This is a genomic window from Aquimarina brevivitae, assembly GCF_004216895.1.
In the GTDB taxonomy this organism is placed as follows: domain Bacteria; phylum Bacteroidota; class Bacteroidia; order Flavobacteriales; family Flavobacteriaceae; genus Aquimarina; species Aquimarina brevivitae.
Window position 1 is genome coordinate 38,131 of the sequence record NZ_SGXE01000005.1, and the last position, 13,490, is coordinate 51,620.

The 13,490-nt window shown below is 35.2% G+C and carries 17 protein-coding genes; 13 read left to right on the forward strand and 4 right to left on the reverse strand.

From position 1 onward, the window contains the following. The first annotated feature begins 57 nt into the window (after nucleotides 1–57). The 5 genes from kdsA to EV197_RS14555 all read left to right on the forward strand — a co-directional run bounded on the left by kdsA (nucleotide 58) and on the right by EV197_RS14555 (nucleotide 2,925). On the forward strand, nucleotides 58–882 hold the full coding sequence (gene kdsA / locus EV197_RS14535) for a 3-deoxy-8-phosphooctulonate synthase (protein WP_130287529.1): 825 nt from the start codon (nucleotides 58–60) through the stop codon (nucleotides 880–882). Between the two features lie 32 nt (nucleotides 883–914). Further along, entirely contained in the window at nucleotides 915–1,397 is a 483-nt protein-coding gene (locus tag EV197_RS14540) for a hypothetical protein (protein ID WP_130287530.1), read from the forward strand. A gap of 54 nt (nucleotides 1,398–1,451) precedes the next feature. Then, nucleotides 1,452–1,970 carry a UbiA prenyltransferase family protein gene (locus EV197_RS14545; protein ID WP_130287531.1) on the forward strand — a complete coding sequence of 173 codons (519 nt, stop codon included), beginning with the start codon at nucleotides 1,452–1,454 and terminating at the stop codon, nucleotides 1,968–1,970. A gap of 49 nt (nucleotides 1,971–2,019) precedes the next feature. Then, nucleotides 2,020–2,418, forward strand: coding sequence for a DUF4395 domain-containing protein (locus EV197_RS14550; protein ID WP_130287532.1), 399 nt, complete (start codon nucleotides 2,020–2,022; stop codon nucleotides 2,416–2,418). A 69-nt stretch (nucleotides 2,419–2,487) separates the two neighbouring features. Continuing rightward, on the forward strand, nucleotides 2,488–2,925 hold the full coding sequence (locus tag EV197_RS14555) for a hypothetical protein (protein WP_130287533.1): 438 nt from the start codon (nucleotides 2,488–2,490) through the stop codon (nucleotides 2,923–2,925). Here the strand turns inward: EV197_RS14555 and EV197_RS14560 are convergent. Next, complete coding sequence (locus EV197_RS14560; RefSeq protein WP_130287534.1) at nucleotides 2,922–3,290, reverse strand: DUF1801 domain-containing protein; 369 nt, start codon at nucleotides 3,288–3,290, stop codon at nucleotides 2,922–2,924. The genes EV197_RS14555 and EV197_RS14560 overlap by 4 nt on opposite strands. Nucleotides 3,291–3,377: 87 nt before the next feature. On the opposite strand from EV197_RS14560, the gene EV197_RS14565 reads away from it, so the two are divergent. The 7 genes from EV197_RS14565 to EV197_RS14595 all read left to right on the forward strand — a co-directional run bounded on the left by EV197_RS14565 (nucleotide 3,378) and on the right by EV197_RS14595 (nucleotide 7,927). Further along, the gene (locus tag EV197_RS14565; RefSeq protein WP_130287535.1) at nucleotides 3,378–3,980 is read left to right on the forward strand and encodes a hypothetical protein; all 603 of its coding nucleotides are present in this window, start codon (nucleotides 3,378–3,380) and stop codon (nucleotides 3,978–3,980) included. Between the two features lie 49 nt (nucleotides 3,981–4,029). Beyond that, a complete protein-coding gene (locus EV197_RS14570) occupies nucleotides 4,030–4,323 on the forward strand; it encodes a winged helix-turn-helix domain-containing protein (RefSeq protein ID WP_130287536.1) in 294 nt (97 codons plus the stop codon). Between the two features lie 39 nt (nucleotides 4,324–4,362). Continuing rightward, nucleotides 4,363–4,827: a Coq4 family protein gene (locus EV197_RS14575; RefSeq protein ID WP_242610748.1), complete on the forward strand. Its 465-nt coding sequence runs from the start codon at nucleotides 4,363–4,365 to the stop codon at nucleotides 4,825–4,827. Continuing rightward, nucleotides 4,824–5,126: a hypothetical protein gene (locus EV197_RS14580; RefSeq protein WP_130287537.1), complete on the forward strand. Its 303-nt coding sequence runs from the start codon at nucleotides 4,824–4,826 to the stop codon at nucleotides 5,124–5,126. The genes EV197_RS14575 and EV197_RS14580 overlap by 4 nt, the downstream gene beginning before the upstream one ends. Then, on the forward strand, nucleotides 5,123–5,785 hold the full coding sequence (locus EV197_RS14585) for a DUF1361 domain-containing protein (protein ID WP_130287538.1): 663 nt from the start codon (nucleotides 5,123–5,125) through the stop codon (nucleotides 5,783–5,785). Before EV197_RS14580 ends, EV197_RS14585 begins: the two co-directional genes overlap by 4 nt. Before the next feature lie 4 nt (nucleotides 5,786–5,789). After that, complete coding sequence (gene creD / locus EV197_RS14590; RefSeq protein WP_130287539.1) at nucleotides 5,790–7,145, forward strand: cell envelope integrity protein CreD; 1,356 nt, start codon at nucleotides 5,790–5,792, stop codon at nucleotides 7,143–7,145. Between the two features lie 281 nt (nucleotides 7,146–7,426). Next, a complete protein-coding gene (locus EV197_RS14595) occupies nucleotides 7,427–7,927 on the forward strand; it encodes a DUF192 domain-containing protein (RefSeq protein ID WP_130287540.1) in 501 nt (166 codons plus the stop codon). Nucleotides 7,928–8,002: 75 nt separating this feature from the next. Here EV197_RS14595 and secDF read toward each other — a convergent pair whose 3' ends face one another. Together secDF and EV197_RS14605 are read right to left on the reverse strand one after the other, a co-directional pair. Next, nucleotides 8,003–11,035, reverse strand: a complete 3,033-nt coding sequence (gene secDF, locus EV197_RS14600; protein WP_130287541.1) for a protein translocase subunit SecDF — start codon at nucleotides 11,033–11,035, stop codon at nucleotides 8,003–8,005. A 159-nt stretch (nucleotides 11,036–11,194) separates the two neighbouring features. Continuing rightward, the gene (locus tag EV197_RS14605) at nucleotides 11,195–11,824 is read right to left on the reverse strand and encodes a hypothetical protein (protein WP_130287542.1); all 630 of its coding nucleotides are present in this window, start codon (nucleotides 11,822–11,824) and stop codon (nucleotides 11,195–11,197) included. A gap of 119 nt (nucleotides 11,825–11,943) precedes the next feature. Between EV197_RS14605 and EV197_RS14610 the strand changes: the two genes are divergently transcribed. Next, nucleotides 11,944–12,441, forward strand: a complete 498-nt coding sequence (locus EV197_RS14610) for a TlpA family protein disulfide reductase (RefSeq protein WP_130287543.1) — start codon at nucleotides 11,944–11,946, stop codon at nucleotides 12,439–12,441. 77 nt (nucleotides 12,442–12,518) lie between these two features. Here EV197_RS14610 and EV197_RS14615 read toward each other — a convergent pair whose 3' ends face one another. Then, nucleotides 12,519–13,448, reverse strand: a complete 930-nt coding sequence (locus EV197_RS14615; RefSeq protein ID WP_130287544.1) for a SecDF P1 head subdomain-containing protein — start codon at nucleotides 13,446–13,448, stop codon at nucleotides 12,519–12,521. Nucleotides 13,449–13,490: the final 42 nt, after the last annotated feature.

A 13,490-nucleotide genomic window follows, 5' to 3' on the forward strand; every position in this document is an offset into this window, starting at 1 on the left:
GTTTTTAATGGTATAAAAAAACAATCTACTATCTTTGCATCACTAAATACAGAGAAGATGCAATTACAACATATCCCCAACCTTAAACATTTAGATGCCAATAACTTTTTCTTATTGGCGGGTCCCTGTGCTATCGAGGGCGAAGACATGGCACTACGTATCGCAGAACAAGTAGTTAAGATCACTGATAAATTGGCGATTCCTTATGTCTTTAAAGGTTCCTTTAAAAAAGCTAACCGTAGCCGTATCGATAGTTTTACGGGTATTGGAGATGAAAAAGCACTACAAATTCTGCGCAAAGTTGGAGAGACGTTTAGTATTCCTACCGTCACCGACATACACGAAAATGAAGATGCTGCTATGGCGGCAGAATATGTAGATATCTTACAAATTCCTGCGTTTTTAGTACGCCAAACAGATTTAGTCGTTGCCGCGGCAGAGACTGGTAAAACGGTAAACCTTAAGAAAGGACAGTTTATGAGTCCGGAGTCGATGAAGCACGCCGTACAAAAGGTAAAAGACAGTGGTAACGACAAGGCGATGATCACCGATCGTGGTACCATGTTTGGCTACCAGGATATGATTGTAGATTTTAGAGGTATCCCTACGATGAAAGAATTTGGAACTACGGTATTGGATGTTACCCACTCCCTACAACAACCCAATCAGTCTAGCGGAGTAACGGGAGGTCGACCAGATATGATCGAAACAATTGCGCGTGCGGGTATTGTAACAGGAGTAGATGGCTTATTTATGGAGACTCATTTTGATCCAGCTAATGCCAAGAGTGACGGCGCCAATATGTTACACCTGGATCAATTAGAAAAACTCTTAAGTAATTTGGTGGCCATCCGCAAGGTGGTGAATGAGTTAGGGAGTTGATTTTACCTTTTACAATAAGCCCCAAAACTTTTATGCAAAAAATAATCGCCGCTTTATGTATTTTTTTATGGGGTAACGCATCCATAAAGGCACAATCAGAAACTTTTAATCCTGAGGTTAAAAAGTATTTTTTAATTACATACGCCACTAAAAATTACGAGGCAGCCTTTCATCACGCTAACGACATATCTAAAAAATTAGCGCTTAAATTAGATTTAAGGGAGTTACAGGCTTATGATAAAACGTTAGGCCTGACTTGGGCCGCATCAATCTGCGAAGGTGATGGATGGGAATACCCTTGTTATATACCAAGAGGCAGATATGATGATGGCATTTATGTAAGTATTGAATGGTCCGATGGATATAAAAACTTTAGTAAAGGTTATTATATTGTTATGGTTGCCAGCACCCAAAACTTTGATAAAGATTTGAAAAAATTATTAAATCACGTTCAAACCCATATACCAGACGCCTACATAAAATCAAGTATGATCTATATGGGTTGTATGCATTAGAAAAATTAAAAAATACAATACTATTACATCTTAGTACATCTTAACCATAATCATATGCCCCACTTAGCCAGCCATTGCGAATTATGCGATCATCAACAATTTGATTTAAAAATAGGTACTACTTGTGCACTTACAGATAGAAAACCGGAATTCAATAAGACTTGCTCAAAAATAGAATTGAATGACAAGTTTGAAACTCAATTAAAAGATATTAATATTACGTACGACCAATTAAAAAGAAAGAAAGCTTTGACTATTGCCTATTTTGTAGTTATGGTATTTGTAGGTATTGCCATTATTACAAGTGCATTTCTTCTGGGAAAATATGCGTTGGGGAATCGAGTAGTATCTGCAGTTCCTATTATAATTATGGGTGTGTCTCTTGGGCCTTTTGTTATGGGATTCGGCACATTAAATTCTTATTTACAGGAATTAAGAGTAGCTAAATCCAAAAAAGAAAGAATCGATAAAATTCTTGATCTTTACAATATCAAATATGATTTAGACATACAATTTGGCAAGTCATATCACGGTACTCAAGAGGCAGCTGTACATCTCAATATAAAAAAGTAAATGGAAATGACCTTAAGTAATTAATAATATTAACTTATAAAAAAGGCAAATGAAAGTATTCGTAAAATGTAGTCATTGTGCTCAGGAAATAAGTTACAAAACAAACGCCTACACCAGAGTAGAATTTGCCATGCAAGAAGGAGATCAAAAGCTCCTAAATTGTAAAAAATGTGACCATCAATCAACATTTACTGCTGATGAGTTTTATGCGAAACCTTCTAAGTTCGCACAACTCATTGCTGGTTTGGTATTTTTAATCGGTACACCACTTGCCTTTCTTTTTGTTAGTCCTATATTTAGCGCAAGTAAAGGTCACTATGTCATCTATATTGTTGGTGGTTTTCTACTAGTACCCGTATTTATCTATGCTGTCATAAACAAACAGGATCAGACAAGAGTAAGTGATTTTAATAGAAGAAAGCTGAAAGGAAGGACACATAATATTTGAAAGAATAGAATACATTAACTTTTCTAAAATCACATAGCTTCTTCAATACACATAGATTACATTTACGTTATGAAAAAGGTCATCAAATACCCATATCTCATTTTCCTTCTTCCCGTGCCATTAATCTTACTTTTCGGATATTGGTTTGGTAACAATACGCTTGATCTCAATATTCACGATACCTATTATGTGATTTCTTATTGGCATATCGCTAAAATGATTTCGCTATTTTTTGGAATATTGGGTGTTTTATATTGGATTTTTAAAGTATTAAAAATCAACCTACTTCAGGCATTAATCCTTATTCATATCTATATCACTTGGATTGGAAGTGTTTTAATATTATTACTTGGTTTATTTAACCATAGCGTAATAAACGAATATATATTCCCTAGTGGACTAGCCTTGGGTTCATTAATACTTACACTAGTCATTTTGATTGCGCAAGTATTCTTTGCACTTAACGTAATTATTAGTCTAATAAAAATAGTAGCTAAAACCAACTAATCAAGCGGTTTCCAAAACCCCTTCCCTCTAACCGCATAAGCTTCTTGTAGTACGTCAATCAAAATCTCTTCTTGGATAGCTTCAGGTGTATAATACCGCAAGGACTTCATTACTTTTCTACCCTTGGTGTACATATGCTCCTGATGCTTTGTTAAATGCGCCGAACTCCAAAAACCCACATCCACATATCCTTTGGTAACGTTGAGATAGCAAAATGGTTTACCCCCTATATAATAAAATGGGATTTTGTATTTATACAACAGCTCCACCTCAGGTAATACATTTTCAATCACCACCTGAAGTTGTAATACCATGCTTTTATAAGGTTCGGGTTGTCTTAATATGTACTCCTCAGCTGGGTTCATTATTCAAAAATAAAAATTAAGTTTTTTACGATCACTATTGTATATTTAAAATATTTAAACTTACTTTGTTTTTCAAAGTACTTTTATATGAGCACAGAAGATTATTTAAAAGATATCTCCGAGATCAAAAATATGATGAACAAATCCTCTCGGTTTTTCTCTCTTAGTGGGTTATCTGGTATTTTAGCCGGATTTTATGCCCTGATCGGAGCCGCAATAGCGTATTATGTAGTAAGCATAAGCGGAAAAGACTATTTGATACTCGATGGAGTTACCTTTCGATGGGTTCTCATCGATTTAGGCGTAGTGGCATTGCTGAGTATCATAACTGCCATATGGTTAAGTGCACGCAAAGCTAAAAAGAACCATGAAGTTCTCTGGAACGCTACTTCGCGCAGACTTATTGGCGCATTTTTAGTTCCACTGGTTACTGGTGGAATTTATATTCTCATTAAAATAACGAGTAATCATTATGGGCTTACAGGCTCATTGATGCTCATTTTTTATGGATTAGCACTGGTCAACGCCTCGCGTTATACTATAGGTAACGTGCAGTATTTAGGGTATATAGAAATTGTCTTAGGACTTATCTGTGCTATGCTACCTGGCTATGGTTTTTGGTTTTGGGTAGCAGGATTTGGAGTGATGCACATTATTTATGGTAGTTTAATTTATTTTAAAGAGCAGTAGTGTTACTTTTAAATTTTAGTAACATTGCAAGGATTTTTCAATAGAACAGATGAAAAACATAATCAGCAATATCAATAAAGCTTTTGATCATAGGATCCGACTGGGTATTATGTCGGTCTTGATGGTTAATGACTTTGCTGATTTTAAAACCTTAAAAGAATTGCTTGGCGTAACTGACGGTAACCTGGCCAGTCACGCCAAAGCCTTAGAAAAAGACGATTATATTTTGGTGGAAAAATCCTTTATAGGACGTAAGCCAAACACACGATATAGCGCTACTAAAAAAGGCCGTGAAGCCTTTCAAAAACACGTAGACGCCATCGAAAAACTATTAAAACAATAATTTTTTTAACTATTTACTTTGAATTTCAAAGTACTTTATATGATAAGAGTATTTATAATTGAATCCCTATATGAGCTAGGCAAAATGCCCTATCAACGCTTATGTAAACATAAAACCCCCTGGGACATTTCAATTGCACAGTTGCTGCAATACCCCAAAACGAGCCTGGGTTTTCATCTGGGATCATTTTTACTACAACATAATTTTGAGTCCCAACCGCAATTGGAAGATCACGATGTATTCCACGTGCTCACCAATATTGGTATTACAGTCAAAGAAGAAATTGCGATGCAGTATTATCTATTAGGCAATGGTAAAAGAAGCCTTTTTATGATAGGAACACTATTCATCGGCACCTTCTTTTATCCTGTACAATGGAAATTCTTTAGACAAGCCTATCAAAAAGGAAAAAAAGCCCTACCGTTCTATCATCTACCCTATAAAAAATTGCTAAACATCAATATTACTAAACTACAATCTACCTTTTTAATTCAATCCTTATGAAGATACAACTTGAAATCAATAAAAAAGCACTAACCGTAGCAGCTAGTAGCTTTATCCTAGGCTCTACCCTACTGCTACTTTATCTAACTACTGGAGCTGAAGCCATATTGATTGGCGGCTTGTTATATGTCCTGATTGCTTTAGCTGTAAATGCAATAACGCTAATACATATCCTGGTAAATACCATCACCAATTTACAGAATTATAAGGAGAATCTTAGAACACTACTCCTCTTTCTCATCAATATTCCTATTGCTATAGGCTATATACATATCATCATTAAAAATCCCGTACTATGACTACTAACAAACTAGACCTTCAATTTACATTAGGATTTACTGCTGCAGTTTTTTTTAGCCTATTGCTACTTACACTCCGTATATTAAAAACAGACTCTCTTTTTCTAACATTTTTAATATGGAACCTATTCTTAGCTTGTATTCCTTATATCTTTTCTTATATCCTGAATCGTTTTCAGCTAAGGTCTTTAGCTTTTTATTTGGTATTTGGCTGCTGGTTACTTTTTCTTCCTAACGCCCCCTATATCCTAACAGATTTTAAACACCTAACACATCAGCTCTCCACCATAGTCTGGTACGACACACTATTAATCTCAACTTTTGCAATGAACGGTTTATTGATTGGTATTCGATCCATACAACTAGTACATCAAAGCTTGTGCAAAAGAACCTCTAGATTATTGAGTCACCTTATTATTATATTTTCCTTATATCTATCTGGATTTGGAATTTATTTAGGAAGAGTACTACGCTGGAATAGCTGGGATATACTAAATAACCCTTTTGAGCTATTAACAGACCTTATATATATTGTAAGTCACCCTCTAAATAATTTTCAAGCTTACCTATACACTTTTGCTTTCGGAACTTTTTTAATCACACTATATTATTTATTTCCAAAATATACTACACCATCAAAAATTCAATCTAAAATATAATACTATGAACACACCTCCACAAAAAAAATCATTTGGACAATGGATCAAAACCTCATTAACCATCCGTATGGCAATGATTGGCATTCTTATTCTTGTTATGTTGATACCGCTATCTTTTATTGAAAGTTTAATACGCGAAAGATCATTTAGACAAGAAGAAGTGGTTAAAGAAATCAATTCAAAATGGGGTAACGAAGTATTGCTCTATGGACCTGTGCTCAAAGTTCCGTATCAAACGCATCGTAATGCTAAACTTTGGGACGAAAAGACAAAATCTTATACCGAAGAAAATATTGTGGAAACAGCATATGCTTATTTCTTTCCCAATGAATTGTCCATTACAACGAATGTTGAATCCGAATTATTGAGCCGGGGAATCTACAAATCCGTTGTATACACTTCTGATATTGACTTTACCGGAAACTTTGAAAGTCCAAATTTTGAAAATCAAGGTATAAAACCGAATGACATCTTATGGAATAAGGCAACTATCCTACTGCGATCTTCTAATCTAAAGGGAATAAAAAGTAATTTGGATATTGTACTGAAGGATCAATCCTATCCGCTTCGCTCCCGCTACGCAAAGAACAGCTCATTAAGCACCTTAGAGACGCAATTTTTAAAGGAAGATAGCCTCGCTGTGAAAGGCCCAATTGATTTTAAGCTACATTTTACTGTGAATGGTAGTGAATCTCTTCGCTTTATCCCAGTAGGAAAAGAAACCAAAGTACGTATGCAATCGGATTGGGCTACGCCTAGTTTTGATGGTAACTTCTTACCTGAAACAAAAACCAAACAAATTACTTCAGAAGGATTTAAAGCCAACTGGAAAGTTTTAGAAATAAATCGAGACTTCGAACAGGTATTTTTTGGAACACTTCCAGATATTGAATCCTCTGCTTTTGGAGTTACTTTACTCATTCCGGTAGATGAATACCAAAAGAGCGAGCGTGCTGCTAAATATGGCTACCTGGTTATTGCCTTGACATTTTTAGTTTTCTTTTTAATCCAAAGTATCAGCAAGGTAACTATTCACCCGTTTCAATATTTAATGATTGGACTAGCTTTAACTATGTTTTATACCTTGTTGATTTCTATATCAGAACACAGTTCTTTTCGTATTGCCTATTTAATTGCAGGATTATCGGTAATTACATTAATAAGTATCTACAGTAAAGCTGTTTTAAAAGGCTTGAAGTTTCCGCTATTTGTAGCAGCCTCGCTAACGGCTTTGTACGGGTTCATATTTGTGATTATTCAACTAGAAAATTATGCCTTACTAGTGGGGAGCATCGGACTATTTATCATTCTCGGAACTGTTATGATGATCTCCAGAAAAATTGATTGGTCAGCGAATTAAAGTAATTGCCTTCTCTTAGCTAAACAAAGTCGCTAAGGGAGGGCATTTTCATCTAGCAAACTGAACAATACTTAGTAAAACCATAAAATTCACCCTTATTTTTTATCAATTACATAAATTTAGTAACTGTTTTTGATCTTTATCATAAAAAATTAGCGAAGAAAAACGTACATTTAAGTTAGAAAATGAGATTACTTAGTATCCACTAGTATTCATTTTTAGACCATTAGACCATATTCAATAACACTAATAGTTTGCAGTACTATTTAACCCCAAAAGCTATGCATACCATAAAAACCCCTATTGTACTCTTAGGCTTATCACTTTTTTTCTATGCGTGCAAAAACGATTCAAAATCCGATAAAAATCTCACCCAAGAAGTAAATTTTACTAAAGAAGGCGAAGCTACTCTCTTTAGAGTTAACGACAGTAGTACTACCAAAATTACACAACTAGAAATAGAGATTGCGGATAATGAATATGAAATACAGACCGGACTGATGTATCGTAAAACCATGGAACCCAATCGTGGAATGTTGTTTGTTTTTGAAGAAGATGCGCCAAGGTCATTTTATATGAAAAACACACAAATCGCATTGGATTTGATATTCCTCAATTCAGATCATAAAGTAGTAAGCATACAGAAAAACGCAGCACCGATGAACGAAAAATCGTTGTTGTCCGAAGGACCAGCGAGATATGTGCTAGAAGTTAATGCTGGGTTGTCAGAGCAATGGAACCTTCAAAAAGGAGATTCCGTAGCCTTTAAAAAAATAAAATAACGACTATAATTTAGCATAACAAAAAACGTCCTGAATAGTTCAGGACGTTTTTTTTAGTGTTCTAAAAACCGATGCTTAGGCATCTGCTTTTTTCTTTTCTTTTAATCCAATTTTACTTACCGTATCTGTCATAATTGGAGTAGCAATAAATAATGATGAGTAAGTACCCACAACTACACCTATGATCAACGAAAACATAAATCCTCTTAGTGGTACTGCAAATATAAAGATTGCAATAAGTACTAATAAGGTAGTTAATGAGGTGTTCAACGTACGGCTTAGCGTACTATTTAATGCACCATTAACCTGGTCTGCCAACGGCCAGCTACTATGCTCCTTAAAGAATTCTCTAATTCTATCGAATACAACCACAGTATCATTCAGCGAGTAACCAATTACTGTTAATATGGCTGCAATAAATGCCTGATCGATCTCCATATTGAATGGCATAAATTTGTAGGTTAATGAGAATATCCCCAGTACAACCAATACATCGTGGAATACTGCAGTTACTGCTCCTAAACTGAATTGCCATCTTCTAAATCTAAATAAGATATAAAGGAATACTACGATCAGCGACCCTAGTACAGACCAAAATGCTGCCTTTTTAATATCATCAGCAATCGTTGGTCCTACTTTCATAGATGACATAATACCAACGGTTTTATCATCCTCGCCAATAGCGAACTCCTCATAGCTTAGATCACCAGGTAAATGTGGTTGAAGTGCCGTAAATAACATATTTGCTATTTCAGCATCAATCTGCTCTCCAGATTCTTCAATCTTATATTTTGTAGTAATCTTTAACTGATTGTTAGCACCTAACGTTTTAGCTTCAGCACTACCAAAAGCAGCCACTAGATCCTTTTCAACTGCTGTAGGAACTACATCCTTATCAAATCTTACTGTATAGGTTCTACCCCCTACAAAATCAACTCCTTGATCCAATCCTTGCGTAAACAATGATCCAAGACCAATTACGATCAGAATTCCGGAGAATACGTAAGCAATCTTTCTTTTTCCTAAGAAATTGATATTTACATTTTTAAATAGGTTTTTGGTTACGCCTGTAGAGAACGCTAATTCCTTACCGTTTTTACCATACCCATCGATAAATAATCTTGTAATGAATATCGCTGTAAATAAAGAGGTAAGGATACCAATTAATAAGGTCGTAGCAAATCCTTTAATAGGTCCTGTACCAAATGCTAATAGGATTAGACCGGTAAGACCAGTGGTGATATTAGCATCTAAAATTGAGGATAAGGCATTGCTAAATCCATCTTTGATAGAATCTGCTTGCGACTTACCACGAGCTAATTCTTCGCGAATTCTTTCAAAGATAAGCACGTTAGCATCCACCGACATACCGATGGTTAATACAATACCTGCTATACCAGGTAAAGTTAGTACTGCACCGGGTAATCCTGCTAACATTCCAAAGATAAATAATATATTGACTACTAGGGCTACATCGGCAAAGGCACCTGCTTTTCCGTAGTAAAATACCATCCAAATTAGAATTAGTCCTAAAGCGATAGCAAAAGACATAATACCACTATCAATAGCCTCTTGTCCAAGCGACGGACCTACAACTTCACTCTGAATAATATCAGCAGAAGCAGGTAATTTACCAGCACGTAACACGTTTGCTAAATCCTTACCTTCTTCTACGGTAAAGTTTCCTGTAATTTCACTTCTTCCACCACTAATCGCACCAGTAGTAACACCAGGTGCAGAGTATACAATGTTATCCAGTACAATTGCTATTTGACTACCTTGTTTAAAGGCTCTACCTGTCATTTCTTCCCACTTCTTCGCTCCTTTTCCATCCATCTGCATGGAAACACTAACTTTACCAATTTGGTTAAAATCTTGTCGGGCATCAGTAATAACACCACCACTTAATTCGGGCTGATTATCTCTATTGCCTTTTAAGGCATACAGATCTACAAATTCTGACCCTTTGGCCTGCATACCCCAAGCAAATCTTAAGTATTTTTGATCTGCCGGTAATAAAGCTCTTACTTTCGGATCTCTTAAATAAGAACCAAATTGAGCCGTATCTTTTATTGCTACAGTAACTACTACTGGACCACCTTGTCCACCTTGACCAGCGATAAGATCAAATAAAGGATTCACTTGTGCTTCCACATCAGTTGAATCCTCTGCATCTGCTAATAAATCTTCAATCGCTTGATCCTCGTCTGTTTTTGTAGAATCTACTGTTGTAGAATCAACCTCAGCAGAATCAGCTACAACTTCAGCATCTTGTTGCTCCTCTGCAACCTCGTTCTTTACATTATCTGCCTGCTCTTTTAGGTAATTATTAGCAGCAAAAAGGAAAGGAAAAACCTCTTCCATTTTATATACATCCCAAAACTCCAACTGAGCTGTACTTTGCAATAGTTTTTTAATTCGATCTACATCCTTAGCTCCTGGTAATTCCACTAAGATACGACCAGACTCTCCTAAACGTTGGATGTTTGGTTGCGTAACCCCAAACTTATCAATACGTTTACGTAAAACTTCAAAAGCAGATTCAATTGACTCATCTATCTTTCTACGTAATACTGGTTTTACCTCGTCATTAGACATATTATAAGTGATATCATCACTTAAGTTTTTATTCGCAAAAATATCCGGAGACGCTAATTTAGCATCTGGTATTTTTTCAAACTCAGTAAAGAAATCATCAATATAGGTATTTTGACTGTTCTTTTGCACCTCATCAGTCGCTTGTAACGCCTGATTAAATGCTGGATCTTTAGAGTCATTAGCTAATCCTTTCAATACATCTTTTACTGATATTTGTAGGATAACATTGATCCCCCCCTTAAGGTCAAGACCTTTTTGAAGTTCTTTAGTTTTTGCGTCATTATAAGTAATTCCCGCAAAGATGGGATCTTTACCGATAGAGTCTAAATATTCTTTTTCTGCAGTTTCTCTTAATTTAGAGTAATTCTCTACACTTTCTGGAATTTGCTGCACAGCATAAGCTTCAGCTTCGCTTTCTACTGAATAGGTTATATACGTATACGATAACTGGTATATACATACCAAACCAAATAAAATCGCAAATATCCTAACGATACCTTTGTTTTGCATTTTTTAAATTTAATTAAGCCCGCATATGTAGTTGCAAATAACATACACCGGCGGTTAGATTATTAATAATTTGTTGTGTTCTTGTTGTGTAGTGCGTCTCAATTATGAAGCTATCTTAAGTAACTTTCAATTCGCACTAAGTTGTAGTATAAAAATAGTCTATGCTAAGGGGCCCGCTCGGACCTGAGGAATACTGTATGTTCGTTCGTGTATGTTTACTACAAAAGTAGTATTGATCTTGATCTTGGTTTCCTGCAACACTGTTGGTCTAGGAAGCGAAATATTTCCGGATAGTGCCCACAGATAAGTATGCAGATTTCCTTCTGTTCTAAACTTAATTTCCGGTACCTGAATACAGTTAAATTCTAAATTTCCTAATCCCGAAACAGGTTGAATCTCAAGAACGCTGATACTTAAATCATGTACATCTTTTTGATCTTGAGGAATTGGATTGTTATTCTTGTCATTGGCGTCATACACCAAATGCTGAAGAGCTATTGGGTCTTTACCCGAAAAAATATTCTTAACGACTTCAACCTTTTGGCTACTGTAATATTGGATTCTAACAATACCGTTTGCCTCATCCTTTACTACAGCAACAGGTTCAATACCCACCAGAGCCAGTTGTTCTTTTACGGCAGCTAAAGTAACGGCAACCTCATTAGTATTGGTATCACCGCTTTGAAAATGAAGGATAATCTCTTGATTTGGTGCGTCAACACGCTCTTGAATTGCGATGAGCAAAACAAGCGCTGTAAGGAAAGTCCATATACACCATTTTTTAGACATGCGGCAAATATAAAAGATTAAAACCTAATGCAAAAACATTATCTAAATAGAAATTAGCTTCTTTTTTTATTTTTTAATAGTATATCAATCACTATTTTAACAGGCTTAAATTCAATCCTATGAAAAAATTCATTGTTATCGTTTACTTAGTTGCAGTAAGCGGTCTTGCCCAAGAAAAATTTCCATTACCTAATGCATATAGCTTAGAAGAAAACAAAGAAGTAGTGCTTAAAGACAAACTTAATAAGGTAACCTTAATTGATCTTTGGGCTACATGGTGCCAACCTTGTATTAAAGAATCTCCTTATGTTGAGGAAATAGCTACAAAATTTAGCGATCAACTGGATGTTTTCTACATCTCATTAGATCAGGATAAAGAGAAATGGAAAACCTATTTAAAAAAGAAAAAATCAAAAAACAATCATTTTATAGTGCCGATGGATAGTGAAATTATTACCTATATTTCAGAAGTATTTGAGGAAAATGGCAAAGAAGTAGTCGGTTGGTCAATTCCAAGATTTATACTTATCAACAAAGAAGGTACTACGCTCATAAAGTTTGGTCCTCCTTCTTCTTCTGGATTGTTGGAAGAAATGATTGTTGGATATTTACAATAAACTAGCCCTGCGCATTTTTATCAGACAATAATCTAAAGGTTAACAGCTCCAATCTAATATACTAAGCATTTCAGTGATTAATTCAATTTATTAACTTCTTCAGTTAACACTTTTAATGTTGGTATATTACCCGATTCGATTAAAAAAGCTAAATCCTTAGCCTCTTGTACGGTAAACTGACCTGAAACCTCGGATCTACCTCCTTCAATTGGACTGCTTACTCCAGGTGCTGAATATACAGTTCCATTTATTACAATAGCAATTTGCGAATGATCTCTAAAAACTTTTGTGGTTAACTCCTTCCACTCTAATGCTCCTTTTTCATCCATTTCAATAGAAATCACAGGCTGATCTAAAGAATTATAGCTTTGAAAAGCCCTTTTAATCCTTTTCCCAGAAATAATGGAACCTCTTCTTTTTTTATCCTTTTTTAAAGCATACAATGCTAATTCTTCTGATTTACTTTTTGATAATCCCCAAGCAAATAACAAATCTTTTTTAGAAACAGGTAGCTTAGGGTATACCTCTTTATAGCTAAGGTAGTTTGAAATAGCAGTTGTATCTTTTACAGAGAAAGTCAACAATTGAGGTCCACCAACATAGCCCTGACTAACAACTTTTTCAAAGAATACATTTTCTTTGTCCTCTAATTCAGAAACTAAGGTGTTTAGTTCTATAAAATAAGGCATCATCTCATCTAAATGATACACCTCATAAAAACCTAAATCCACAGTGCTTAACAATAATTTTTTGGCGCTATCAACTCCAATATTAGTTTTCAATTCCACTGCCAAAAGGTTATTTTTATCTTCATATACCCGGCAATCAATGCCTATTTTATCGCATCTTGATTTTAGTTCGATAATAGCTGTTTTTTTCTGCTCAGCTTCTTCAGGCTTTACTATGGCTAGCTTAAGTGATATAAATTTATCTGGCTTAGGCTGCAAATTACAGTTAACCAGGAACAACGAAATAACTGCAGAACATAATGATATTGAAATTCTCATAAATAGTAGGTAATGGTCTTATAAAACTTAGGCCATCTGAAT